Source organism: Streptomyces sp. NPDC087906, from assembly GCF_055584925.1.
Window position 1 is genome coordinate 287,420 of sequence record NZ_JBVJLC010000001.1, and the last position, 25,195, is coordinate 312,614.

Annotated in this window: 22 protein-coding genes and 1 pseudogene; 18 read left to right on the top strand and 5 right to left on the bottom strand. The window is 69.6% G+C overall.

Annotation, left to right across the window (positions count from 1 at the left end; translation table 11 throughout):
• The first annotated feature begins 169 nt into the window (after positions 1 to 169).
• The 5 genes from ACZ63I_RS01260 (at position 170) to ACZ63I_RS01280 (ending at position 3,400) form a co-directional block, all read left to right on the top strand.
• Positions 170 to 607, top strand: a complete 438-nt coding sequence (locus tag ACZ63I_RS01260) for a helix-turn-helix domain-containing protein (RefSeq protein WP_469334185.1) — start codon at positions 170 to 172, stop codon at positions 605 to 607.
• 83 nt (positions 608 to 690) lie between these two features.
• Complete coding sequence (locus ACZ63I_RS01265; RefSeq protein ID WP_469334187.1) at positions 691 to 1,167, top strand: hypothetical protein; 477 nt, start codon at positions 691 to 693, stop codon at positions 1,165 to 1,167.
• Positions 1,160 to 2,407, top strand: a complete 1,248-nt coding sequence (locus tag ACZ63I_RS01270) for an MAB_1171c family putative transporter (RefSeq protein WP_469334189.1) — start codon at positions 1,160 to 1,162, stop codon at positions 2,405 to 2,407. The genes ACZ63I_RS01265 and ACZ63I_RS01270 overlap by 8 nt, the downstream gene beginning before the upstream one ends.
• Positions 2,404 to 3,219 (top strand): oxygenase MpaB family protein, encoded by an 816-nt coding sequence (locus tag ACZ63I_RS01275; protein WP_469334190.1) that lies wholly within the window; start codon positions 2,404 to 2,406, stop codon positions 3,217 to 3,219. The genes ACZ63I_RS01270 and ACZ63I_RS01275 overlap by 4 nt, the downstream gene beginning before the upstream one ends.
• A 1-nt stretch (position 3,220) precedes the next feature.
• On the top strand, positions 3,221 to 3,400 hold the full coding sequence (locus tag ACZ63I_RS01280; protein WP_469334192.1) for a hypothetical protein: 180 nt from the start codon (positions 3,221 to 3,223) through the stop codon (positions 3,398 to 3,400).
• Positions 3,401 to 3,444: 44 nt separating this feature from the next.
• Here ACZ63I_RS01280 and ACZ63I_RS01285 read toward each other — a convergent pair whose 3' ends face one another.
• Complete coding sequence (locus ACZ63I_RS01285) at positions 3,445 to 4,149, bottom strand: DUF998 domain-containing protein (RefSeq protein ID WP_469334194.1); 705 nt, start codon at positions 4,147 to 4,149, stop codon at positions 3,445 to 3,447.
• A 98-nt stretch (positions 4,150 to 4,247) separates the two neighbouring features.
• Positions 4,248 to 4,925, bottom strand: a complete 678-nt coding sequence (locus ACZ63I_RS01290) for a type 1 periplasmic-binding domain-containing protein (RefSeq protein ID WP_469334196.1) — start codon at positions 4,923 to 4,925, stop codon at positions 4,248 to 4,250.
• A gap of 172 nt (positions 4,926 to 5,097) precedes the next feature.
• On the opposite strand from ACZ63I_RS01290, the gene ACZ63I_RS01295 reads away from it, so the two are divergent.
• The 3 genes from ACZ63I_RS01295 (at position 5,098) to ACZ63I_RS01305 (ending at position 9,723) form a co-directional block, all read left to right on the top strand.
• A complete protein-coding gene (locus ACZ63I_RS01295) occupies positions 5,098 to 6,315 on the top strand; it encodes a HupE/UreJ family protein (protein ID WP_469334197.1) in 1,218 nt (405 codons plus the stop codon).
• A 136-nt stretch (positions 6,316 to 6,451) separates the two neighbouring features.
• The gene (locus ACZ63I_RS01300) at positions 6,452 to 8,425 is read left to right on the top strand and encodes a purple acid phosphatase family protein (RefSeq protein WP_469334199.1); all 1,974 of its coding nucleotides are present in this window, start codon (positions 6,452 to 6,454) and stop codon (positions 8,423 to 8,425) included.
• 212 nt (positions 8,426 to 8,637) lie between these two features.
• On the top strand, positions 8,638 to 9,723 hold the full coding sequence (locus ACZ63I_RS01305) for a WxL protein peptidoglycan domain-containing protein (RefSeq protein ID WP_469334200.1): 1,086 nt from the start codon (positions 8,638 to 8,640) through the stop codon (positions 9,721 to 9,723).
• A gap of 71 nt (positions 9,724 to 9,794) precedes the next feature.
• Here ACZ63I_RS01305 and ACZ63I_RS01310 read toward each other — a convergent pair whose 3' ends face one another.
• Positions 9,795 to 11,144, bottom strand: a complete 1,350-nt coding sequence (locus ACZ63I_RS01310; RefSeq protein ID WP_469334202.1) for an arabinofuranosidase catalytic domain-containing protein — start codon at positions 11,142 to 11,144, stop codon at positions 9,795 to 9,797.
• Between the two features lie 411 nt (positions 11,145 to 11,555).
• On the opposite strand from ACZ63I_RS01310, the gene ACZ63I_RS01315 reads away from it, so the two are divergent.
• The 7 genes from ACZ63I_RS01315 to ACZ63I_RS01345 all read left to right on the top strand — a co-directional run bounded on the left by ACZ63I_RS01315 (position 11,556) and on the right by ACZ63I_RS01345 (position 19,191).
• Positions 11,556 to 12,308 (top strand): Crp/Fnr family transcriptional regulator, encoded by a 753-nt coding sequence (locus tag ACZ63I_RS01315; protein WP_469334204.1) that lies wholly within the window; start codon positions 11,556 to 11,558, stop codon positions 12,306 to 12,308.
• Positions 12,309 to 12,428: 120 nt separating this feature from the next.
• Positions 12,429 to 13,220, top strand: a complete 792-nt coding sequence (locus ACZ63I_RS01320; RefSeq protein WP_469334206.1) for a Crp/Fnr family transcriptional regulator — start codon at positions 12,429 to 12,431, stop codon at positions 13,218 to 13,220.
• A 273-nt stretch (positions 13,221 to 13,493) separates the two neighbouring features.
• Positions 13,494 to 14,066: a hypothetical protein gene (locus ACZ63I_RS01325; protein ID WP_469334208.1), complete on the top strand. Its 573-nt coding sequence runs from the start codon at positions 13,494 to 13,496 to the stop codon at positions 14,064 to 14,066.
• Positions 14,059 to 16,191, top strand: coding sequence for a hypothetical protein (locus tag ACZ63I_RS01330; RefSeq protein WP_469334209.1), 2,133 nt, complete (start codon positions 14,059 to 14,061; stop codon positions 16,189 to 16,191). The genes ACZ63I_RS01325 and ACZ63I_RS01330 overlap by 8 nt, the downstream gene beginning before the upstream one ends.
• Before the next feature lie 222 nt (positions 16,192 to 16,413).
• Positions 16,414 to 17,325 carry a hypothetical protein gene (locus ACZ63I_RS01335; RefSeq protein WP_469334211.1) on the top strand — a complete coding sequence of 304 codons (912 nt, stop codon included), beginning with the start codon at positions 16,414 to 16,416 and terminating at the stop codon, positions 17,323 to 17,325.
• Complete coding sequence (locus tag ACZ63I_RS01340; protein ID WP_469334213.1) at positions 17,318 to 18,607, top strand: DUF4407 domain-containing protein; 1,290 nt, start codon at positions 17,318 to 17,320, stop codon at positions 18,605 to 18,607. The genes ACZ63I_RS01335 and ACZ63I_RS01340 overlap by 8 nt, the downstream gene beginning before the upstream one ends.
• A 74-nt stretch (positions 18,608 to 18,681) precedes the next feature.
• A complete protein-coding gene (locus ACZ63I_RS01345; RefSeq protein WP_469334214.1) occupies positions 18,682 to 19,191 on the top strand; it encodes a Pycsar system effector family protein in 510 nt (169 codons plus the stop codon).
• Between the two features lie 90 nt (positions 19,192 to 19,281).
• Here the strand turns inward: ACZ63I_RS01345 and ACZ63I_RS01350 are convergent, their stop codons facing one another.
• Positions 19,282 to 20,955, bottom strand: coding sequence for an esterase-like activity of phytase family protein (locus ACZ63I_RS01350; RefSeq protein ID WP_469334216.1), 1,674 nt, complete (start codon positions 20,953 to 20,955; stop codon positions 19,282 to 19,284).
• Between the two features lie 238 nt (positions 20,956 to 21,193).
• Between ACZ63I_RS01350 and ACZ63I_RS01355 the strand changes: the two genes are divergently transcribed.
• Positions 21,194 to 22,567, top strand: coding sequence for a PP2C family protein-serine/threonine phosphatase (locus ACZ63I_RS01355; protein WP_469334217.1), 1,374 nt, complete (start codon positions 21,194 to 21,196; stop codon positions 22,565 to 22,567).
• The gene (locus ACZ63I_RS01360; RefSeq protein WP_469334219.1) at positions 22,564 to 22,998 is read left to right on the top strand and encodes an NUDIX domain-containing protein; all 435 of its coding nucleotides are present in this window, start codon (positions 22,564 to 22,566) and stop codon (positions 22,996 to 22,998) included. Before ACZ63I_RS01355 ends, ACZ63I_RS01360 begins: the two co-directional genes overlap by 4 nt.
• Positions 22,999 to 23,207: 209 nt before the next feature.
• Here the strand turns inward: ACZ63I_RS01360 and ACZ63I_RS01365 are convergent.
• Positions 23,208 to 23,330: pseudogene (locus ACZ63I_RS01365) on the bottom strand (TetR family transcriptional regulator); the annotation flags it as partial.
• Between the two features lie 212 nt (positions 23,331 to 23,542).
• Here ACZ63I_RS01365 and ACZ63I_RS01370 point away from each other — a divergent pair.
• Positions 23,543 to 25,177, top strand: coding sequence for a hypothetical protein (locus ACZ63I_RS01370; protein ID WP_469334221.1), 1,635 nt, complete (start codon positions 23,543 to 23,545; stop codon positions 25,175 to 25,177).
• The last annotated feature ends 18 nt before the right edge of the window (positions 25,178 to 25,195 follow it).

The window sequence follows — 25,195 nt, forward strand, 5'->3', positions numbered from 1 at the left end:
TCCTCCACTCGGGCCCGAGGTAAAGTCAACTAAAGTTGATTATTTTACGGATCCAAGGTATCGATTCGGCGGCCTATGTGACCTTTGGTCGATTTATTCGCAACGATCGTGTAGATCATCGGGGATGCGGGATCCCCCTCGGCGGAGGAAGAGTTCTATGATCCGGCACATGGACACCGATTCTCCACGCCCGGACGCGGCAGAAGCGTCGGATCCGCTGGACTTCGCCGCCCGCTTCCGGCGGGTGATTTCGGTGATCTACCCGAAGGATCTTGGCCGGCCGTGGCGCGATACGGAAATCGCGGACGGAACAGGGCTGAGCGGCACATACATCGGCAACCTCCGTAAAGGCACCCAGAAACCCAGCCTGGAGAATGCGGTGAAAATCGCCAAATTCTTCGGAATTCCGCTGGATTACTTCAGTGACTCCGCCACGGCGCAGGCCGTCGAGCGGGACCTGCGGAAAATTGAGACACTGCGGGATGCCAAAGTGGAGCGCATCGCGATGCGGGCCGCCGGGCTGCCGCCCGAAATGCAGGACGCTGCCCTCACCGTGGTGGAACAACTGCGAAAGGCAGTCGGGCTGCCCGACGCGCCCGAGACGTGAGCGACTACCGGCGGACGCGGTTGGGGCACTGGCAGCCGGTTGATGGGGATGACGTGCGAGATCTTGGACGTACCCGCCGCCGAATGCGGGCCATGGTCAAGGAGTTGGATCTGCCACGCCTCGGCACGGTCGAGGAGCTGTGCGCCGTCGTCGCCGAGCGGGCAGGACGGCCCGTCCGGCTGGTCCCGCGCCGGATGCGGGTCGGCGAGCCGTCGGGCTTCGTCGAACGCCGCGCCGACACCGACTACATCTACTTCGAGCAGGAGACCTCGGGGCTGCACCGGGCCCACATCATCTGCCACGAACTGGCCCATCTGCTCTGCGGTCATCTGGCAGTCGCCCCCGAAGGTCCCGCCGACGAGGGAGAGGTCGAACTGCCCACCATCGACGCCGACATGCTCCGGCTCGTACTCGGCCGCTCGCACTACGACGGCACGGCGGAAGAGGAAGCGGAGATCCTGGGGGCCGAGTTGACCCGGGCCCTGATGCTGGCGCCGGGAGCCGGTACGACCTCCCAGCTCGCGCCGGCGCTGGAGCACCGTAAAGGACAGCATGTCTGACATACCCGACACACCGTTCAATGTCGTCTACCTCGGCATCGGAACGGTGGCCGTGGCCGTTGCCGTGCTCAAACTCCGCGCCTGGTACCGCGATCCGTCCCCCGGGCTGCTCGTCGTCGCCCTGACGATCACCGCGCCCGCCCTCGCCTTCGTCGTGGCGTCGCCCCTGCTCTACCGGCTGATCGACCGGGCCGCGCACCGCGGCAACCTCGCCACCCTCTTCGTCTACCTGGGCATCACCGGCTTCTCCGCGGGCGCCGTCGCGCTCGCCCGGATCTGGACGCCGCCCAAGGACCGTCCCGACGAAGGGCTCTGGGACGCGGCCACGGTCGTCACCTGGCGCCAGGTGCGCAAGCGCCTCGCCGTGTTCGCCGTGCTGGCCGCCGCCATGACCGTGCTGTTCCTCACCGGCGGCGCCCACAGCCCCGAAACCCCCCTGACGTTCGACACCACCTTCGCCACGAGCGGGCCCATCGCCGCGTTCCTCGTCCTCTACCAGGCCGGGTTCGGGTTCGCGCTGATCGACATCGGCCGGGTCTGCCTCGGCCACGCCGCCCGGCTGCCGGCGGGACCGCTGCGCCGTGGCATCCGGCTGATCGCCCTCGGCGCCGTCGTCGCCTGCGGATACGTGCTCTGCAAGCTCGTCGCGATCACGACGGCCGCCGCCGGTGTCACCGGCACGGACTGGCTCAGTACGGCGCTCGGCCCGGTCTTCGCCGCGCTCGGCGCCGCCCTCATCACCGCGGGTTTCGCCAGCCCCGCGTACGCCGCCTGGACCCGGCGCCGCCGCGACTACCAGGCCCTGCGGCCGCTGTGGGACGTGGCGTATCTGGCCGACGAGCGGCTGGCCCTCGAAGCGCCCCCGTCCGCCTGGACCGAGCGGCTGGCCTTCCGCGACCTGGAGTGGCGCACGGCCCGGCGCGGGCTCGAGATACGCGACGGCCAGTTGACCCTGCGGCCCTGGGTCGACCCGGCCGTGGTCGGCGCGGCGACCGAGGTCGCCGACCGGGCCGGGCTCGACGAGGCGGACCGGGCCGCGCTGATCGTGGCCGCCGCGCTGCGCGCCGCCGCCGACGCGCTGAGCGCGGGCCGCCCGCCGCGCCCCCGCGAGGACCAGGCGTCGCTGCCCGGTCTCGACGCGGAACCGGCCGGCGAACGGGCCCACCTGGTGCGGGTGGCCCGCTATCTGAACGCCCCGCTGACGGGTGAGGCGCTGGCCGTCGCCGCCGCTTCCGCATGACGGGCGCGAACGGGCCGGGGGCGCAGGGTACGGGGGCGAAGGGGCCCGGCGCGAAGGGCAGGGGCGCGAAGCGCGCGGGGCAGGCGTACGCCGCGTCCGACCCGTACGCGCGGCTCGTCCTGCGGACCATGCCCGAGGAGTCCCGCACCGGGCTCACCCTCGGCTTCGTACGGACCTTCGGCGTGCCGGAGATCGCCCGCGTCCTGTACGGCACCGGCCGGATGACCAGCGCGCCGCGCGCCCGTGCCAAGGCGACGGGGGCCGCCATGTTCGGGCTGATCGGGCACGGCGTCGACAGCCCCGAGGGGCGGAAGATCGTCGAGGCGCTGCGGGCGGTGCACGACCTCCCCGGCATCACCCCGGAGCTGATGCGCTACGTGCTGGCCTGCTTCACCGTGTGCCCGCTGCGCTTCATCGACCGGCACGGCCACCGCCAGGTCACCGGCGAGGAGCGGGACGCGGCGTACGCCTTCCATCTGAGCCTGGCGCTCGCGCTGCGGCTGCCCGAGCCGCCGGACGGTCAACTGGCCGATGTGGAGCGGTGGATGGCCGACTTCGAGCGCGCCGCGTTCGCGCCCAGTGCGGCGGGCGCGGCGCTGTGGCGCTCCGCCAGCAAGGGCCTGCTGGCGGCCCGGCTGCCGGCCGCCCTGGCCCCGCTCGCCTCCGCCGTGGCGGCGTCCCTGCTGGACGGCCCGCTGAGCGCGGCGCTCGGGGTGCGCCGCCCCGCCGCGCCCGTGCGGGCCGTGGTGACCTACGCGCTCAGAGCCCGTTCCGGGCAGGTGAGGCGTAAAATGGCGGCAGAGAGGGGTTGAGATGACGCACTCAGAGAAGCCCGAAGACACCGCCGAGGCGGCCCGGCAGGCTCGGTACGGCAAGCTTCCGGAGCGTGTCCGCCCGGAGGACACCACCGAGGAGACCCCGGCGACCACCCCGGACCCTGCGCGTGACCGCTACGACGACGACGATTGGCTCATCCGCAACGTAGCTCCGTAGCTCCGTAGCCCTCACGGGGATCAGGCCGCGCCGGTGCGGTGCGGCTACCAGCGCCCGGCCTTGGCCGGGCGCTGTTCGTGGTGCGGGTGGTAGAGGCACGACGTGACGACGAACAGCGGCCACACGGTCTGCGCGGTGGTGAGGACGCGCTCCGCGACGCCGTCGGGGCCGTTCGTCTGCAGTGTGATCACGAACCACAGTCCGCTGAGCCACATCAGCGCGCTCGCCACGACCGCCACCCGGCTCCGCAGCGCCCACGGGTCCGCACCGTTGTGATCGCCCAGAGCGCCCTGCCGGCCCCAGCCGCTGAGGTGCGCCCAGCCGCCGTGCCCGCTCCAGGCGCTGATGCTCGCCCAATTGCCGTGCCCGACGGCCAGCACCGGCCATACGGCGAGCAGGGCGAAGCCCACCGCGACCACCGTGCCGTGCGGGAACGAGCCGCCGCTGGGCGGGGCGGGAAACACCGTCAGCAGGATCGCGCACACCCCGCCCGCCGCGAGCGCCAGCCGGCCGAGGGGTGCGGCCGGGTGCAGTCCCAGGGCGGTGATCACATGGCAGGTGCCGAGGCCGAGCATGGCGGAGGTCATCACCCAGTACCCCGGGGCGCCGTAGGCCGCCAGGATGCTGATCGTCTTCTTGACGGGGTCGTACGTGGGTCCCTGGATCGCACCGGCGATCGTCCAGCCGGCGGTCAACAGGACGGGAGCAGTCCCCGAAGAGAGCAAGGCCCACCAGGGTACAGGTCGCATCACATCACCATAAGACGACCCGTCGCCCAACTCGTGCGCACACGCGGAACACGCACCCGCGGAACGCGCACATGCGGAACACGTCGTGCCTGACGGCGTCACACGGCGTCGAGCCAGATCACGATCCCGGTCAGCTTGTTGAGTACGGCCGCCACACCGGCCCTGACGGCTGCGGCGCAGCGCGCCGCGGTGAACGAACCGGGGTCGTACGTCGAGGACGCGCCGAGCCCCTCGCCGCGGAACGAGGCACCGGTCCAGTCCACGGATGTGACGTTGTGGGTGGGCTCCGCCAGCTCGGCGCCCACGACGAGGAACTGCTGCGACAGGTGGTTCGGTGTGACCGTGGCGAGCGGGTCGACGAGGTCGTTGCCCGCGCTGATGATCAGGTCGGGCTCCATCTTCAGGGCCTTGCTGGCGCTGGCCACCAGGGCGGTCGGGTCGTCGGCGACCACCGTCCGCATGTCGACGTCCTCGTCGTCGGCCCACTTCTCGACCGCTTTCACGAGCGCCTTGGTGGGGCGGTCGTGGCCGGCCGTCAGCAGGACGACGCGGTAGTCCTCGGGCGGTCGCACCCCGTCCCACGAGCCGGGCCGCGGTGTGGTGGTGGCCTCGGGGGCCGGCGGGGACGCGCGGTTGACGAACGCGGCCCCGAGTGTGCCGACGGGGGTGGGTTCGGGGTGCGGCCCTGACCAATCGTCGCCGGAGCCGCAGCCGGTGACCAGGGTGGCGGCCGCGGCCACGGCCAGCGCGGCGACGGCCCGTAGCGAGGGGCGCAAGACGATCGTCCTCCGAATGGTGGTGGATGGTGCCCCTCCATCCTGCTATCCCCTTTTCGGTCTTTTTCCTTCACACCGGTCGTTCGGGAGCTTGTTGTTCCAGGGTTCGCCGTTGGGTCCGTTGCTGTTCATCCGTGCCGTGGAGCGTGCGCTGGCAACCATGAGGAGCAACATGTCATCACAAGTCCGCCGCGCCGTCGTCGTCACGGTCACGGCACTGATCGCCTTCCTGGGCCTGGGCGTCATCGGCCAGTCGGCGCAGGCACACGGGTTCTCCTCCGTCGTGTACGTCCACGTCACCGCAGGTGACAACGGTCATCTGCGGACGGAGCTGAGGCTGGAGTACGACCTCTTCGTCATATCCACCGCTGACTACGAGAACGACGACCCCCTCTACCGGACCGGCAACGCCGCCTTCGACGACCGCGACACCGAACGGATGGCGGCGGCCGTCAACGCGCACGCCGCCTCCGCCGTCACATACGTCACCCAGCGCTTCAAGGTCACATCGAACGGCGCCGCCTGCACACCGAAGCAGGACGGCAAGTTCACGATGGGTGTGGAGGAGGGCGTCCCGTACACCACACTGCCGCTCGACTGGGCCTGCGCCGAGGACAGCGGCGACCACGAGCTGCGCAGCGGGCTGTTCCCCGACTCCGAGACGTACGTCACCGGAACCAAGACCATCGTCACGTACGACGTCGACGGCCACTCCGGCAGCGGCGCGCTCGACGCGGCGCATCCGACGCTCTCGATCAGCCAGGCGTGGTACGAGCGGTTCTGGGAGTTCTTCCGGCTCGGCGCCGAGCACCTGCTGAGCGGGATCGACCACATCCTGTTCCTGCTGGCGCTGATCGCCGGGTCACGGCGGCTGCGCGAGATCGTCCTCGCGGCGACGAGCTTCACCCTGGCGCACTCGGTGACACTGCTGCTCGCTGCCCTGGGTCTTGTCGATGTGCCCAGCAGGATCGTGGAGCCGGTCATCGCGCTGTCGATCGCGGTGGTCGCGGGCTGGTACCTGTGGCGGCTCTGGCGGCGCGGCGGCCATGCCACCGATCTGGAGGCCCTGGGTGAGGGGCACTTCAGCCTGGACCGGGCCGGCTGGGCCAGGCTCGGGGTGGTGTTCTGCTTCGGTCTCGTGCACGGCCTGGGCTTCGCCGGCGCGCTCGGCGTCCACCAGGCGTTCTCCTGGACCCTGCTGTGGTCGCTGCTGGTGTTCAACATCGGTATCGAGGGTGTGCAGTTGGCCATCATCGCCGTTGTGTTCCCGCTGCTGACCGTGTTGCGGCACCGCACACCGACAGCGGGCCTGTGGGCGACCGGCGCCATCTCCGCCGGTGTGTTCGTCATGGGCATGGTGTGGTTCGTCCAACGCGCCTTCGGCCTCTGAAACCTGCTCCGCCCCTGGTGAACGACCGGATGTTCAGCTTAAGCAACGGTCGCGTTTGCGAGTGATTTACCGAGCGATGGGAGGTTGATAACCCCACACTTCGCACTGATCCGTCCGCAAAAGGAACAGAAAACTGATGAGATCCAGCAGACCGACGCAGGCCATGGGGCCTGTGCCGCGCCGTGTGGCAGCAGGTGCCACCGCCGCGTTTCTGGGCCTGACCCTCGCTCTCGGCAGCGGCCTGACGTCGGCCGCCGTCGCGGCCGAGGCCACCGCACCCACCGGCGTCATCCTCGGTGTGGGCGCCAACGAGACCCAGCGCACCGTCACCTGGTACACCACCACCGACACCGCGCAGAAGATCCAGGTCGCCCCGACCGCCGAGCTCGTCAACGGCGAGTTCCCGGCCGGCGCCGCCACCTTCGACGCCGCAGGCGGGGCGAACATAGCCACCAGTGGCGGCTTCAACCGGCACGCCACGATCACCAACCTGCGGGAGAACACGCAGTACTCCTACCGGGTCGGTGCCGAGGGCGCCTGGTCCTCGGCGTACTCGTTCAAGACGCAGGACTTCGAGGGCGAGTACGACTTCCTCTTCTTCGGTGACCCGCAGATCGGTTCGTCCGGTGACACGGCGAACGACGGAGCCGGCTGGAAGGACACCCTGGACGTCGCGCTGGGTGCCAACCCCAACTCGGAGCTGCTCGTCTCGGGTGGTGACCAGGTCGAGACCGCCAACACCGAGTCGCAGTGGAACGCGTTCCTCGCGCCGGACAAGCTGCGCCAGTACCCGTGGGCGGCCACCATCGGCAACCACGACGTGGGCGGCAAGGCGTACGAGCAGCACCTCTACACCCCGAACACCGACCGCTCGGCGCCGTTCTACGCGAACGGCAACCCGGCGTCGAACACCTCGGGCGGTGACTACTGGTACATCTACAAGGATGTCCTGTTCATCGACCTGAACAGCAACAGCTACGACCCCGCCTCCGGCGGTGGCGGCGACGCGGCGCACACCAAGTACGTCGAGGACGTCATCAACCAGCATGGTTCAGAGGCGAAGTGGAAGGTGCTCACGTACCACCACTCCATCTACTCGCCCGCCGACCACGCGAAGGACAGCGACAACAAGAAGCGCCGCGTCGACTTCCCGACCACGTTCTCGAAGCTCGGTGTCGACCTGGTCCTCCAGGGCCACGACCACAGCTACTCGCGCAGCTACGAGATCAAGAACGGCGAGAAGGCCAACCCGGCCGAGAAGCCCGGTGCCGCCGATGTCTTCGCCGGTCCCGGCGGCGTCGTCTACGTGACGGCCAACTCCGCCTCGGGCTCGAAGTACTACGACATCACGGCCCCGGACAACAGCGGTACGAGCGGTGCGGGCAACGGCGCCGACCCGCTGAACATCAAGAACTACTGGTACAACTCGGTGCAGAACCAGGAGCACGTCAGGACCTACGTCAAGGTCCAGGTGCGCAACGACAAGCTCGTCGTCGAGAACCTGCGCTCCGGCACCTGCGCCGCGCCCAACTCGGCTGTTGAGCACGGTTCTTCGTGCACCAACACCCCTGAGGGCCAGCCGGTCGGCTCGACCGTCGACAAGGTCACCGTGCACCCGTACCACGGCTCGGGCCAGGACCTCCAGGTCAACGTTCCGAAGGCGGCTCCGGGCGAGTTCGGCTGGACCATCGACGGCTACAACGGCCTCGTGGACCTCGGTACGGCGAAGGAGGCCGGCGACCACTTCCAGGCCAACGGCAAGATCAACCCGATCGCCGTCACCGACAGCCGCCGTTCGCTGGCGCCTTGGTCGATCTCGTCCAGCGTGAGCGACTTCAAGGACGCCCAGAAGACCTTCTCCGGTGCCTTCCTGGGCTGGTCCCCGCGCGTCCTCCAGGACGGTGCGGGCGCCAAGGCGAGCGACTCGGTCGCCTCCGGCTTCGACGACAACGGCAAGGGCCTGTCGGTCTCGCGCAGCCTCGGTTCGGCTGTGCAGGGTCACCCGAGGGGTACCGCGAAGCTCGGCGCCGACCTGGATCTGAAGATCCCGGACAGCGTCGACAAGGGTGGCTACCGCGCCACGCTGACGATCACGGCGCTGAGCAGCTAAGCGTTCCGTTCCACCGCACCACGCACCACGCACCACGCATGACGCATGACGCATGACCGCGTGAACGGGTGGGGCGGGCACTTCCGGGTGTCCGCCCCGCCCCCGCCCCGCACCTTCCTGCACCTTCCTGCACCGCCCTGCACTTCCCCGAACCCCCTCCCGGCCGGCTGACCGGGCCGTCCGACCGTCCCACCGCGCCAGGAGACCCAACCATGTACGCGCCCGCAACCCGCCGAAAGGCCAGAGCCACCGCGCCCGTCCGCGCCTTCGTCCTCGCCCTGCTCGCCGCCCTCGCGATCGTCGGCCTGCCCGCCGGTCCCGCCCAGGCCGCGGACGGCGGCGACGTCACCTGGACGGTCCGGACGGCCGGGAACGGGTACGGCGCCGACCGGTCGAGCTTCAGCTACACCGTCAACCCGGGTGCCACGGTCAAGGACAGCATGGTGGTGGCCAACCGCGGCAAGACCCCGCTCACGCTCGCGGTCTACGCGGCCGACGGCTTCACCACGGACACCGGCCAACTCGACCTGCTCCCCAAGGAGAAGAAGTCCGTCGGCATCGGCGCCTGGGTGCACGCGGCCCGCTCCAGCGTCACGATCCGGCCGGGGAAGACCGCCGACGTCCCCTTCACCGCGACCGTTCCGGACAACGCCACGCCCGGCGACTACGCGGGCGGCATCCTCAGCTCCCTGAAGCAGTCCGACGAGGCCGAGGGCATCAACGTCGACCGGCGGCTCGGCATCAAGATCAAGCTGCGGGTCAGCGGGGCGCTCAGGCCGACCCTCGCCGTCGAGAACCTCCACACGGACTTCAACGGTTCGCTCAACCCGTTCGGTACGGGTGACGCCACCGTCACGTACACGATCCACAACACCGGCAACGCGATCCTGTCGGCCAGGCAAGGCGTATCCCTCGCGGGCCCGTTCGGCTGGCTGAAGAAGGACGCGGGCGCCGTCGCCGCGCCGCCGGAGCTGCTACCGGGCGAGAGCTGGCCGGTGAAGGTGGCCGTGCACGGCGTACGGCCCGGTGTCAGCCTGACGGCGACCGTGAAGATCACGCCGCTGCTGACCGACGCGGCGGGTTCCACCACGCCGCTGAAGGTGGTCGAGGCGACCGCCCACGGCTGGGCCGTGCCGTGGACGCTGCTGCTGCTGGTCGTCCTGGTGATCGCGGCGGCCGTCGGGTCGTACTTCCTCAGGCGCCGAAACCGTACGCGCCGCAAGGCACTTGAGGAGAAGCGCGTACGGGAGGCCGTGGAGCAGGCGCTCAGCGGCCAGGGGAGCGCGGGCGTCCGCTGAAACGCGGGAGGACCGGCCCGCGGGGAGACGGACCGGTCCTCGTACAGCACCCGGCTCTCGCCGGACATGGCTCAATGCAGGGTGAACTTCTGAGCCCCTGAGCCGTTGCAGTCATAGATCTGCAGCCGCGTCCCGTTGGCCGTGGCGCCGCTCGGTGAGTCGAGGCAGCGGCCGGACTGGGGATTGAACAGCGAGCCGTCGGAGCGCTGGTTCCAGACCTGGCCGCCCACGCCGTTGCAGTCCCACAGCTCGACCTGGGTGCCGTTGGCGGTGCCGTTGCCGTTGATGTCGAGGCAGCGGCCGATCGTGCTGAGGGACCCGTTGGTGTGCTGCGTCCAGAACTGGTCCTCGGCGTACGACTGGCAGTTCCAGAGCTGGACGGGGGCCAGGTTCACCCCGGTGTCGTCGGCGGCGACGTCGACGCACTGGCCGCCGGGACCGGTGATCTGGCCCTGCGGTCCGTTGGGCACGTTCGTCTCACCGGAGTAGCCGACGGAGACGACGTTGGACTGAACCGCGTTCTCCGCGGCGTCCGTCGGATAGCCGGAGACCATCACGCCCTCGAAGAACGTGCCCATGTTCCAGTTGCTGTTGTCCCCGCCGGTGCCCAGGATGATGCCGCCCTCCTGGTGCATGGGCGCGTAACCGCCCCTGGTCGGCAGGGCGCCGTTCCACCAGGTGGTCAGGGCGCCGGACTGCGAGTTGCCGCCCTTGAGCGCGTAGGTGGTCTGCCCGTTGTTCTTGAGCACGGCGGTGACGAACGCGCTCTTGTTGCCGGTGTTGGCCGTGTTGGAGCCGTTGTTGCCCTGGAACATCCCGTTCTCCAGGTCGGCCTCGACCCATGGCCCGGTGCCGGTGCACGGCGCGAAGTAGCAGGTGGTCGCGATACTCACGGCGTCCATATGGCCGTTGCCGGTGTCGGCGGGCGTGCTCTCGGCGTTGCCGTAGTCGAAGCAGCAGGCGGAGCCGACATGCGTACCGCTCGCCACCATGTAGGCGCCCTCGGCCTGCCCGTTGACGGCGACCCCGGCAGCGCGCCCGGTCGAGCGGTAGCCGACCCCGGGCGAGATCCAGATGCCGTACACCTTGTGCCCGCCGGCCGTGACCGACAACTCAGCGGCGTCGGCCCCCCGGTCGGCCCCCATCCCGGCGGTCCCGGCGGGCCCGGGGGTGAGGTCGTTGTGGCGTGAGGTCTGGTCGTAGACCTTGGAGATGCTGCACGTGGTGTCCGCGCAGAACGAGTCCTGCTGCGCGGCGTTCGCGTAACCCCCTTGAGCCAGCAGCCCGATGTCGGCAGTCCCGCCGTTGGACGCCCGACGCACCTGGTAGAGGGGCCCGTTGTACGAGGAGAACAGGGCGCGCGTCGTACTGTGCGCGGCGACGCACGGCGTCCCGGCGGCGGCGTAGATGTCACAGGGCAAAGACCCAGCAGCCTGCGCGGCCCCCGGCCCGCCGACAAACGCCCCGAGGACGAGCCCGAGGACCGCGAAGACGGCCATCAGACCCCGCCGATACCGAAGAGCCGAAGATCTCGTTCTGCGCATGGTGTGCTCCTGAGTGGGAGGAGGGAGCTCTAACTCGTCTGCGCGGCAGTGCGGTTCGCACTACAGGGTGACGGCAGGGAAGCTACGACCGCTGTTCGGTTGCGTCAATAACTGTTGCTTTCAATTTTATACAACCTTGTAAATCAGTCTGGATCTGTTGCTTTCCAGAAAGTCGATCTTGTGTCGCATGTCGTGAATCAGTCGGTCTCGCCGGATGCCGGAGCGAGGGGAGGGGACGATGGTGTCCGACATGCGCATGCAGCTTCCACGGGGTGGACGGAGGAAGGCGTGAGCTCTGCATGGGACGCCGGCACGGGGGACACCGCGAAGATCAAACGGCAGGTCTGGTCGCTTCAGCCCGGTTGGGCGCGGACCAGCTTCCTGGGAGGGCTCGAAGAGAAAATCCTGGCTGCGCTGGTGGACATCGCCGTGCCCGCTCGCTTCGACCGGGACGAGGTGCTGATGACGGAAGGACACGTCGGATCGCACGTCTTCCTTTTGCTGACGTCCTACGTCAAGGTCACGACGCTGCTCCCGAACGGCTCCCGGGCGCTCCTCGCCGTACGGGTCGGCGGTGATCTCGTCGGCGAGCTGGCGGCGCTGGACCACGGGAGGCGAACCGCGACGGTGGTCGCATGCGGTGTGGAGCCGGTGGAAGCATTGCGTATCGACGCGGAGGCGTTCGTCCAAGAGCTCTCCTCGTCCCCCAAGGCCATGCTCGGCTTGACGGAGTCGGTGGCGCGCAAGTTGCGCAGTGCGACGCGGCGACGGATCGACCACCAGGGCGGGCAGGCCTCGGTCAGGCTGGCCCGGGTGCTGCTGGAGATGGCCGACGACTACGGATCCAGCACATATCGAGACAACGTGGTGATCAGTATCGATGTCACTCGCCTTGAGTGGGGCAGCCTCATCGGCGTCAGCAAGCGGACCGCCGAGCGTGCGATCGCGACCCTTCGGCGGGCGGGGCTCATCGCCTCCGGAATGAAGCGGATCACCATCCATGACATGGAGGGACTGAGAGCGCTGGCGCACTCTGAGTGAGGGAGGCCGCCAATTGGCGGCGGTCTGGGGGCAGTTCTCCTCTGCTGCTCATACTGCTGGCCCCAACCCTCAATGAGCCGGGCGCTGTCGCGCAGGCTCGTGCTACTCAGGGAGCACAACGTGGCCACGCAGCCCAGCAGATCCGACGCGTCCGGCAAGCTCGCCGCGCGGCATGTCCGTGCCGTGGTCGCGGGTGAGGCCGCGAGGAGCGACTGGTCATCGGCGACCTTTCTCGGTCGGCTGCCCGGGGGCACAGCCAAGCGTCTTCTGGAGCAGTGCACGCCGATGCTTTACCCGAAGCACCGCGTGATCCTGCGGCAGGGTGACGAGGGGACTCATCTCCTGCTGCTCACGCGCGGCGTCGTCAAAGTCGTGGCCTCGTCGGAGAGCGGCACGGATATGCTTCTCGGTATTCGGGTGGCAGGCGACCTGGTCGGCGAGATGGCAGCCTTCGAGGAAAGGCCGCGTTCCGGCTCGGTGATCGCTTGCGGTGAAGTGGCGGCGAGCATCATCGCTTTGGCGGACCTTGAGCGCTTTCTCGCTCGGCACCCCGAGGTGACAAAGGCATTGATGGCCACGCTGAGCGCGCGACTGCGCTGGGCGAACCAGCGGCGTCTCGACTCACGCGCCTATGACGCGCCCGTGCGGTTGGCGCGGGTGCTTGTGGAGCTGGGGCGGGCGTACGCGCAGCCGGCCCGCGATGGCGACGGGCGGTGCCAGGTGCTCGGCGTCATGATCAACCAGTCCGAATTGGCCTCCCTCTCCGGCCTTGCACTCCCGACCGCGGAAAAGGCACTTGCCGCGCTCTCCCGAATGGGACTGGTGGAGTGCAGTTACCGTCGGATAACACTCCGCGACATGCCGAACCTGATCTCGTTCGCCAAATTCGCGGACGAGATTCCGTACTGGTAGGGAATGTGCCTGCCGAGGGCCGCCTAGCCTCCACAGGAACGCAGATATTCCAGGACAGAGAGGCATGGTCACGTGTCCGAATGGGCCGGGTTCCATCCCTGTACGTGTATAGCCGTTGACGCCCAGGCATATGGGCGCAACGACGACCGCAGGCAGTCCGAAATTCAGAATGATCTTCCGCGGCTCCTTTCCCGTGCGGCCCGGGGCGCCGGCCTCGACCGCTCGCAGTGGCACGTCCAGCCAAAGGGTGACGAGGAGCTGGCGGTCTACCCGATGGACGGGACCGAGCCTCGCCTGGTCGACGACTTCGTACGGCACCTGGTGTGGGAGTTGGCGGACTACAACCAGACCCGCATCCCCACCGCCCGGATGCGACTGCGGCTCGCTGTCGACAACGGCCTGGTGGAGCTGGCGTCCAACGGCTTCGCCGGCGCGGCCGTGGTGGCGGTGTCGCGGCTGCTCAACTCCCCGCACCTCTATGAAGCGTTGCGCGAGAACGAGCAGGCTGACCTCGTTGTGCTGCTCTCCGATCACGTCTACCGCTCGACGGTGGGCTGTGGTCACACCACTTTGTCACCTTCCGACTTCCGCGAGGTCGCGGTGCAGGTGAAGGAGTACGAGTCCGCTGCATGGCTCCGGGTGCCCGGGCGGGCCGGCCGTACGGACGAACTCCCTTCTGCCGGTGGGAAAGAGACCTCCCCCGTCGGACCGGAGAAGTCGGACGGGCCTGCTGCCACGAGCGGGGTCACCCACCGCTACCAGGCCCGACAGCTCAACGTGAACAACTTCGCCGGACCGGTCGACTTGAGCCACGGCGTCGTAGGATTCGGCGGCTCCCATGGCTGACGACGGCGAACCTCCGGCCGCGGCCGAGACACCGCCCGAGGCGTCCTCGAATCCGCCGCACCCGCCGCACCACGACGCTGAACAGCGCAGTGCCGAAGCCGAGACTCAGCGCGCCGAACGGGACGGAGACGCCCGGGGGTACGACGACCTGAATCAGGCATTCAGCCAGCAGGTCCACAACCACTTTCACGCAGGGGTCCAGGCGTCCGACGCCACCTTCGGCTTCGGCACCCCGAGGACACCCGGTCTCGCTCCTGGCTATGTGCGTCCGGAGGAGGTTGCCCGAGCGCTACGGCACTACCTGTGTCCCGAGGCGTGTTTCGAGGAAGCACTCGCCAAGGTCACCGACGAACACCTTGTGGTGCTGACCGGCCAGGAGGACATCGGGCGCCGAGCGGGGGCCTTCGCGCTGCTCCGCCGGCTGACGGGGCCTGACACCGGGTTCCGGAGCCTGTCGCCGGCCAACTCGCTGGCCGACCTGGCTGCTTCGAACGCCCTCAAAGCGCGTCAAGCATTCGTGATCCTGGACTACGTCGGTGAAACGAACGCCGAAGCCGTGCAGTTCTACGACATGGGCCGGCTTGCGGAAGAACTGCGGCGCAAGCACAGCTATCTGGTGATCACCGCCACCGAGAACAATGTGCGCCGACTCGCCTTCAGCGGTCACTGTGTGCCATGGCGGGCCCCCGATCCGCTGGAGCTCTTTCGCCGCATCACAGGCGACCCTCCGGCCGCGGCGGCGCCCGAGGAACTCGTGAAGCGGGTCGGCGAGCAGCGCCGTCCTTCCGACGTGGTCGCGGCGGCGGCGAGCTTCGCCGACGGCGGCGCACCCGCCGCGATGAAGGTGCTGAGCGGCAGCGACGAGGATGCCGTCAGGGACTGGTTCGGAAGACAGCCTCTCCTGGAGGATCTGCTCCCGCTGGTGGCGCTCGCCTTCCTGGAAGGCGTGCCTGAGCGCACCTTCGAGGCACGCCTGGCGCTCCTGGACCGGTTCGTGCGCGACTGGGAGCTGACCGGGGAGAACGGTCCCGGCGACCGCGACGCCACGGCGACTCCTGGTCCGGGACCGACGACACTCCGGCAGAGCCGGGTGCTGTGGGGTGAGCGGGCGGTCGGACTGGTGCGCGTGGAACGGCACGCCGCGCCGGGAGAAAGCACGGAACGTAGCGAACGCCGCATGATCTTCACCTCGCTGCACATCCGGGACCTGATCATCCGCGAACTGTACGACCGGTACGGGTACGACCTGTGGTACCCGCTGCGGCAATGGCTGCGCGACCTGTCGCAGGACCAGGACCTCGACGTCCGGTCCGAAGTGGCGCGTGGTGCCGCCCTGCTCGCCCGCCACGCCCTGACCGAGGTCGACGTGACGCTGCTCCAGGAGTGGGCGGACGGGCTGGCCGCCCAGCGGGTGACGGCCGCCCTGACACTCCAGTACATGGCGGAGAGCGACCGGCTGGCCCCCGCAGCTCTGAACGTGGCCTTGAGCTGGGCGGAGAACAGGGGCCCGGCACGTGCGATCACGATGGCAATGGCGCTGGCGGGCACACTCGGCTCGCTCTACCGGCTCGAAGTCCTCAACTGGTTGTGGCGCCTCACCGAGCGGGGCGAGCGGATGGCTGCCGCCGCCCGTCGTTCTCTCGTACTTCTGCTGCAGACGGCGGAGCAGGATCCCGACCGGGCATTGTTCACCGTGCGTTACATGCGCACGCGTATCGCCAATTCCCGCCGGGGCTCGCGCGACGAGTTCCGGGCCGTGGCGACCGCGGCTCAGATGGTCGCGGCGGACCGGCTCGCCGGCCAACCGGGCACCCTGGCCGGAGTCCTGATCCAGAAGAACCCCGAAATCGCCCGGCAGATGGGCCGGTTGTGGGCGCGGCTGCTGCTCAGTCGTGGGCGGCGCACGGCGTTGGACGCGCTCTGCCGGACCCTCGTCGCCGTCCGCGACGAACCGTCGGCCTCCGAGGCCGTACGGCTCCTGGGCGAGGCGATGCGTGCCGAGATGACCCCGGCCAAGTGGCAGACGCTGCGTTCGCAACTGATGGGCGCGCTCCGCCACCCCGACCTGGCCATGCCGGGCACCCGCCGACTGGCCCAGGTGCTCCTCGGGACGTTGCAGACCTAGCTCCGTCCGCCTCAAGCGATGACGCCATCGGCGTCGTCACCGCCATCACACCTAAGGAGATTGTGGGAAGTGAACTACCCAGTTGTGTCAGAGCATGTTCTCAACGCCGTCAGCGGTCGGTGGTGGGCACGCCGTCGCCGTGACGATGTACCGCCGCTGGTGCCGGGCACCGTTCATGTGTTCCGGGTCGGCGGAGACTACCGCCAGTACCCGGAAGGACTGGTGTTCGATCCCGGTCACGAGGATGTGCTCCACGCGTCCTCCGTCTCCGTGGTCGACACCAGGGTCCGTGTCGTCGAAGTACGCCGCACGGTGGCTTCCGTGAGCGAGGCGGACCAGTTCACCGTCAGCGCGTCCTTCTCGTGCCAGGTCACCGATCCGGCGCTGGTCGCCCGGCACGGCGTGGTCGATGTGACCGTGCCACTCCGCGCCTACCTGGCCGGCGAGGACGAGCTCCCGCGGGCGAGCGCCGGATACCGCGTCGAGGAGGTGAACGCCGTCCGTGCGGAGGCGGCACGGTGGATGACCGCGTACAGCACCGTCGTCCCCCCGCGGGTGGTCGGCATGAGCGTGGAGTTCGTCGGCGTCGAGGTACATGTCGCCGAGGACCTCCGCGCGTGGGAGCAGAAACTGCGCGAACAGCGCCGCACCCAGGAACTGCTGCGCGGCCAGAGCGACTTCGAGTCGCACGACACGCAGCGGATCGCCGAGCTGCTTTCGCACGGCTCGGACTACGCCGATGCGCTCGGCATCGTGCGCGACCGCATCGACGTGGCCCAGGCGGCGGGGCGTATCCACGAGACAACCGCCGCGCAGCAGGCGAGGGAGGCCAAGGTCGCCGACGAGGCACGCGCACGAGCTGACGCACGGGACATGATGAACGCCCAGATGCGACGGGACCTGGTACTCGCGCTGGTGAACCAGATGAGCGCGGAAGGCGCCTACTCCGATCCGCAGCAACTGCTGGAGGAACTGGTGCGCCAAGGGGGCCTCGGCACCGACGCAGATCCGGTGCAGATCGCCGGCACGCCCCGGTCTCCGGGCGACGAGACGCGGCCGGCTTCCCGCGCCTTGCGGTCCGCCGGCGGTCCGCAGGACGGCTTCGTCAAGGATGAGGACGATCTCGTTGACTGACAAGACCCCGGCCGGCCGTCTCGACCTGGGACGGTGGCTGCGCACCCTGAGCGGAGTCGACGAGGAACTGCTGGCCGAGGTGCGCCATGAGCGCAGCAAATACACCTCACTCGGCGGAGTGGTCCTCGGCACCGGCGTCGTCGCCGCCTTCTCGATGTGGAACTTCGCCACCGAGGCGCTGGGCAGGGTGTCTTTCATCGCGCTGCTGCCCACGGTCATCTGGCTGCTGGTCATCCTCAACCTCGACCGGTGGCTGGTCACCCCCACTCCGAACCCGCGGCGCAGGATCGGACCTGTCCTGCTGCGGATGCTGATCGCCCTCCTGCTCGGCGTCGTGGTGGCGGAACCGCTCGTGCTGCGCATCTTCTCCACGGCCATCGAGGAGCACATAGCGGACGACCGTACGGCCGTCCTCGACGATCTGCGCGGCAACCTGCTGCGCTGCAATCCCGTGCCGTCAGGCACCGCGTCCGCCGTCCCGGCAGGATGCGGTCAGTACGTCCTGGTCTTCGCCGCGACGCCCGGTGAGCAGGCCGACCAACTGGCCACGTTGCGCGAGGACGCGGCCGTGCTGCAGAAGCGGGTCGACCAGGACAACCGCCAGATGGAGGCACTCGACTCCCAGGTGCGCGACGAATGCCGACAGTTGATCCGCAATGCCTCCACGGGCCTGCTGGAACGGACCTCCGAGTGCCAGCGGCTTCGCGGGAAGGCGCGCGACTTCCGGTCGACGCACGCTCTTGGAGCCGAGGAGAAGCGACTCGGTGCGATGAACAGCCGGATAGCCACGCTGGAGAGCGGGGTCGCGGGCTCCCGGGGATCCTTCGTCAAGGCCCGTGCGGCGGCAGTCGACGCGCGGATGGTGCAGGAACGGGCCAAGCAGAGGTCGATCGGCGTCCTGGAGCGTATGCAGGCCCTCGATGAACTGGCCGCCGGAAAGCCGGTGTTGTTCTGTGGGGTTTGGCTGATCAGGGCACTGTTCGTCCTCCTCGACATCCTCCCCGTGCTGGCGAAGTTTCTCGGCGGTGAGAGCACTTACGAACGGATGCTCAGCCACGAGAGCAACAGCTCGGTCAAGGTCCACGGCGAACGCGTCCGGGTGGCGGAACTGCGGGCGTTGGCGGACACCGAGATCGCCCAGCACGCCATCGAGCAGGAAGTCCGCCGCAGCCGCGCCGAGTCCGAGGCCGCGTACCGCGAGGTCATCGCCACGACGAACATCCGCACGAGGCAGGCGGTCAATGCCTTGGAACAGGAGTTGCGCCGCACCTCGGCGCACTGACCGCGACGTATCCGGCACTGTCGGGCGACCTCGGCGGAGGTCGCCCGACAGCCGACAGGAGCGAAGGTGGGAAGATGCCCGACCGTGACAGAGCAACCGACCAGGAGACCGCCTTACTGCGGGTCCTGACCATGGAGACCAGAGAGGAGTTGGTCAAGGCGGACACGAAGGCGGCTCTCGTGCTGTCGTGTCTGGGCGCCGCCCTCGCGGCCCTGCTGGCGGCTCTCGGGTCCGGAAGTGTCGAGCCGCAGCTCTATTCGTCGCTGCCGAGAATCCTCTTCTGGATCGGCTGTGCCACATGGGTGCCCAGCATTCTTGTACTCGGGCTGGCCATGGCCCCGCGTCCTGGCCGACCTCGGCCGACGCGGGCGTACTACTTCGGAGACGCGAGCACCGCCCCGTCCGCCGGACTCCTTGCGGGGAGTATTCGGCACACCGACATCAAGGACCGCGATCTCCACCAGTTCCTGCGGCTGTCCCGCATCGTGCTGATCAAATACCGTTGCGTGCAGTACGGGATGCTGTGCGGAGCGGCGTTCACGGTCCTCACCACGACCGGCTTGCTCATCGGCACTTCCGGCTGAGCCGCCCGGCACCGGCCCCGAACACGCCGTCGGGCCCGTCCAGTTGTGTGGGCGGGCCCGACGGCGGGGAGTGTGGCGGTACGCGGCTGGTCAGCGCACGCGGATCGTTACCGTGACGGTCTTGAGGACCGCCGGGAGCTTGGTCGTGTCGACCTTCAGGATCTCGCCGTTGTCGGTCTTGCCCGTGGACGGCAGCACCTTCTGGTGGACGGTCCACTTTCCGTCGGGGTCGACGGCGATCGTGTCGATGCCGAAGTCGTCGTCGTTGGACAGGTACAGCGTCTTGCCCGCGTCCGTCGTGGCGATGCCCTCGATCTTGTCGTGGGCGAAGAACCCGCCGGTCGGGTCGAGTTGGCTGACCAGTGAGCCGACGTTGACGTACGGCTGCTTCTGGGCGACGTTGACGCCGGCGCCGGTGAGCGCGGCCAGTGCGGCGTTGGTGGTCGTGGCGCCGACGAAGGCCTCGGGGGACTTGCCGCCGATGGTCAGGCCGCTGACGTCGGTCGCGCCGTTGGTGTCCAGTTCGTAGAGGCTCTTCTGCGCGAACGGCTGGAACTTGCCGTCGCGTTCATCGATGAGGAACTTCGTGCTGGACAGCGCGGTGATCTCGCTGTTGGCGTTGCCCGTGGTGCCCGGGTCGTCCAGCAGGTACAGGTACTGCTTGGACCGGTACGTGCGCAGGTCGATCGCGACGATACGGGTGGGGGGGACGCCGGCGGCCTTGGTGGCGCCGAGGTCCGGCTGCTGCAGCGCCGACTGCATGACGCCGACCAGGGTCTTGCCGTCAGGGGTGACCGTCAGGCCCTCCATGCCCTTGTTCTTCACGCGGTTGGCGAGTTCGGCGGGCAGGTAGCCGACGATCTTGTGGTGCGCGTTGTCCGGGCTGTCCCTGTACGGGGTCAGCCGGCCCAACTCGTAGCCGTTGGCGTCGAAGTGCGTGACGTACGGGCCGTACTCGTCCGACACCCAGAACGTACCGTCGCGCAGCGCGACGAGGCCCTCCGAGTCGTAGCCGTACGCGTCCTTCGTGACGGGCACCGGCGTACCGCCGTTGGCGTTCGTCGCCGCGACGTCGTCGATGACCTCGCTCGTGTCGTGCGGCGGCCGGCCGCTGTACTTCGTGCCGCCGAGCTGCTTCGGCCCCTTCAGCGTGACCGTCCTGACCAGCCGGGCCTTGCCGTCGACGAGCTTGAACTCGCCGATCTCCGGCGTGAAGTCGAGCAGCATCTCGGACTTGTTGCCGTCAGGCGCGTCGGCGTTGGGGCCGCGGTCGGTAAGGCCGTAGAAGCGGCCGGACTTGCCGGGCACCGGGGCGAGCGACGAGCCGAAGCCCTCGCCGGAGAGTTCGGTGGTGGTGCCGCCGGGGCCCGCGATGTGACCGAGCGGCGGCAGCGGAGAGCCGTTCGACTGGGCGTCCTTGAACAGCTCCACGGCGTCGGTGGTGGTGTAGGTGAAGGTGTCCGTGCCCTTGAAGCCGGGCTTCGGTGTGTACGTGAACGAGCCGTCCGCCTCGACCGTCGCCGTACCGTCGGACGGGGCGGTGTGCCGTACGACGGCGGTAGCGCCGCTGTCGTTGCGCAGCACGTTGCCGGTCAGCTTGCCGTGGCCGGAGAAGGAGTCGGCGGTCGCGCGGAAGTCGTGCGTGGGTGCCGACAGCCAGCCGGCGGCCTGAGCCGCGGCCGTACCTGCGCCCGCCACGGCAACGGTGGCGGCGATCGCGACGGCGATCCGGGTGCGCTTGCGTGAGAAGGGTCTTGAAGCCATACCCCTGAACTTGGCGGTCGGTGGTGAACGCCGGGTCGGTCTTCGGTGAACCCTCGGTGCCAAAAGAAACGGTTCTGCGGAGGCAGTCCATACCTTCGGGAGGGGGTCGCCGTACTTGCGCGCGGGCTACTGTTGCGGGTGGCGGACCCGGCCGGGCAGGTGCGCGGGCCGGTGGGCGGGCAGGTGACCCGTGGCCCGCCGGCAGTCGGGGCGGGGGGAGGATCCTGCGGTGCGGAGTGTGACGTTCCCCAGCGGGCTGCGCGGCGACGGCCTGCCCGCTGCCCTGTCCGATCAGCGGCGGCTGGCGGCGGTGAAGGCGACGGGGCTGCTGGACACCGCACCCGCACCGGAATTCGACGATCTGGCGCGGCTGGCCGGTGCGGTGACCGGCTGTGCGCGCGCCTTCATCACCCTGGTCGACGACCGCCGTTCGTTCTGGAAGTCGTGCGTGGGCGTGGACATCCAGCAGATCGCCGGACGGCAGAACGCGGTCCGGGAGAGCTTCTGCTACTTCCTTGTCGGCCTGGAGGGCGCGCCGTTCGCCGTGGCGGACGCGGCGACCGACCCGCGCACCCGCGACCACCCCTCGGTGGCGCCGATGAAGATCGGCGCGTGGGCCGGCTACCCGATTCTGGCGCCGGGCGGCGAGGTGGTGGGCAGCATGTGCGTGATCGACGAGAACCCGCACCCCTGGCAGCCCGCCGAACTGGCCACGCTGGCGACCCTGGCCAGAGCGGTCAGCAACGAGATCAACCTGCGCACGTCGCTGGAGAACACCCGCGCCGCGCTGACGACTTCGAACAGACTGGCCCGCAGCCTCCAGGACAGCCTGCTGCCCCCGGCCCTCCCCTCGATACCCGGCCTGGACGCCGCCGCGTCCTACCTCCCCGCCGCGGGCGGCTCCGCGGTCGTGGGGGACTTCCACGACCTGTTCCAGGCGCGCGGGCCGTGGTGGTGCACGGTGATGGGCGACGTCTGCGGCAAAGGCACCGAGGCCGCCAAGGTCACGGCGCTGGCCCGCTACACGCTGCGCGCGCAGGCAACCGAGCATCTGTCGCCCGCGACCGTCCTGGACAACCTCAACACCGCGCTGCTCGAACAACGCAAGGGCGAACGCTTCCTGACCGCCGCCTACGCCACGTTCCGCACGACCGCCAAAGGCGTCTCGGGCCGGCTGTGCACGGCAGGACACCCACCGGCGCTGATCCTGCGCGCCGACGGCCGCGTCCAGCGGACCGGACGCCGCGGCAGCCTGCTCGGCGTCCTGCCCCAGGTGAATCTGACGGACGTACGCTTCCGCCTGGCCCCCGGCGACACCCTGCTGCTCTACACCGACGGCGCCACGGAGGCCCGCCCCCGCCCCATCGTCCCGGGCGGCCCCCGCCCGGTCTTCGGCGACAAGGCCCTCGCCACGACCCTGGCCGCCTGCCACGGCCTGGACGCCGCCGGCACCGTACGCCACATCGGCCACGCCCTGGCTACCCACAACGGCAACTGGGCAAGCGACGACACGGCGCTCCTGGCACTACGCGTACGGGACCGCGCCCCGGCGCCGGCGGTGCCGCGAGCGCCGGCACGGACCCCGGCCCCCACACCGGCGCCACGCGCATGAAGATCCGCCGCACCGCACGCGCGCTGCTCCGCGACGGCGACCACCTGGTCTTCCTGCGCCGGGGATGGCCGGGCGGCGCGCCTTTCTGCACAACGGTCGGCGGAGGGGTCGAACCCGACGACGCGGACCTGGAAGCGGCCCTGCGCCGCGAGGTGATGGAAGAACTCGGCGCCACGATCGGCCCCGCCACCGAGATCCTGACCGTGACGGAACCGGGCGAGCGGACCACCGTCGTACAGCACTACTTCCGCGCCGACCTCCTGACGACAAACCCCCACCGCCGCAGCGGCCCGGAGCTGACCGACCGCGACCTGGGTGACTTCACACCGGTCCGGATCGCACTCGACGTACCGGCGCTGGAAGCGCTCGGACTCCAACCGCCCGAACTGGCGGAGTACGTGCGCGAACACCTCACGTCCTGGACCGTCTGAGAGCTGCCGAGGGGCCAACGCCCGTACTCCAGCAACTCGTTGTTGTCAGTCGAGCAGTTCGCGGGTCATTGCGTTCTGGAGCCGGGCGCGGTACTGCTCCACGCTCCAGCCGCGGTGGCGGCGGAGTGGTTGGTGCATGTGGGGGGGAGCCCAGGGCGTGGCTGCGGCGCCGGCGGTTGCTCGCAGCCGAGGGTGTGCGCGAAGAGGTCGGCCTTGGTCGCGAAGGTGTCGTACAGGGTCCGTTCGCCGGCCCCGGCCGCCGCCGCGACCTGGCGGAGGGCCGTGGCGGCGTAGCCGCCCTCCACGAACAGCCGCCCGGCCGCCTCGCGGATGCGGGCGCGGGTCGCCGCCGCCCGGGGTGGTCATCCGGCCGCGCGGGAAGCTGGCTTGGGGCTGTTTTCCGGCCGGTGGTGCGCACGCGGCGCTGAAGTCGCGCCAGGTGCAAACCTGTTGTCGGCGGAGGGTGGCGAGCGGGTGCACTGAGCGCTCTTCCGGCCCGGTGTGGTGGACTGCATCCAGACTCGACAGCCGGGGGTGGGAGTCCATGAGAGAGACGCCGTACGACCAACGGGTCGCGGCCCTGGTCGAGGTCCGCGGCGGATCGTACGACTGGGAGGAAGCCGAGCGGCGGTTCGAGGCGCACGGGTGGCCCGTACGCGCAAGCCATCCGACCGGTAGTGGACCGACGGCGGGCGTTCTCCCGCCCGATCCCGCCTCGCGGATCTACGAGGTGGAGGTGCGGCTGCCCGGTGCCGCCCGGGGGAGTGCGCGTGGGGCCGCGTACCGCGTGGCCAAGATGCTGCGCGGCGCGTGCCTGGAGGGGTACGTAAGGCGGACCGAGCGCATCGTCCGTGACCGGGAGACGGTGTCCCAGTGGCAGGTCTTCCGCACCGCGCACCGTACGCCCCCTCCGACCACCGGAAACCAACGCCGGGCGCGGCGCTGGATGGAGCGGTCGCGTCGTTACGACATCGGCGCGAGCGTCGCCGGCCGGCCCGGGCAGGCGTTGCGGCTGGCCCGTACCTCGGCTGCCGGCGGTTACGACGCCTCGGCCCCGTTCGCCGTGCGTCCGCTGGACGGCCGCTGGCGCGAACTCTCCCTGTACTGGCCCGAGGACGAGACCGATCGCCGGCTGCGCGTCGTGCTGCTGTGGGCCTTGACGGTCGGGGTCTCGCTGGCCTTTGCGCAGGGCAGGGGCGTACCCGGCCAGGTGTGGTGGTACGCGGTGGCCGCCTGCGCGCTTGGCAGGGCGCTGTGGTGCGGCTCCCGGCTGTTCCGGCCGGTGTCGGTACGGCCGGTGCCGGTACGGCCGGTGCCGGTACGCGCCAGCGGTGCTGCCAACGGCTCCGGGACGCCTTCTCGTACCGGCGCCCGCTCCAGGTTCAGCACCCAAGTCCGCGGCGCCACCTTGGCGTTGTTGGCCTGCGTCATCTTCACTCTGATCGCGCTCAGGGGAACAGGCAGCGGAGAAGCGCACGTTCGCGGCCAGCTCGCCGTCACTATGGTGCTCGTCGTCGTCGCGGGCGGGCTGTGGCTGCTGATGCGGCAGTGGACCTGGGGCGAGTGGGCGGCCTGGGTGATACCGCTGGTCGTCACCCTCGCCACGTCGTCCCTCCTCACGGCGGGCTCGCTCCTGCACTCCCTGTACGCCGACGGGTTCGGCCTCTCGGCCGACGAGTTGGACGTACCGTCCATCTGGCAGCTCGTGGCCACGGCCAAACTGGTCCAGCTCTTCAGCCTCGTGCTCACGCTCCCCGCCGCCTGGGGCTATGCCCGGCACTTCCACTACTCGCGCGCCACTCCCGGCGACGGTTTCAACGGAATCGGCTATCTGCTCCTCCTGGTGCTCCTGCTGGTTGGCGGTGCGGGTCTCGCGCTCGACTCGGCCGCCACCGCCGTCAACCGTACGGAAGCCGCCGCTCGCGACCACGCGGACGCGCTGCCCTCGTACTTCGGCGTCCAGCCCGAATGGACATGCGCGCAACCCGTCGTGCCGAACGCCCAACTGGCCAGCCGTGGGCCGCGCTTGGACCCCAGCCGTCCCTACGTCCTCTTCGCGGTCACCGACGACACCGCGATCCTCTGGGACCCGGCGTCCGGCAAACCCTTGAAGCTGCCCGCGGGCCAGGTGCGTCTGGTTCTTTCCAAGTCGGCCTCGCAGCGATGTGTTTCGGGGTGAGTACGCGGCGGGCGCGGA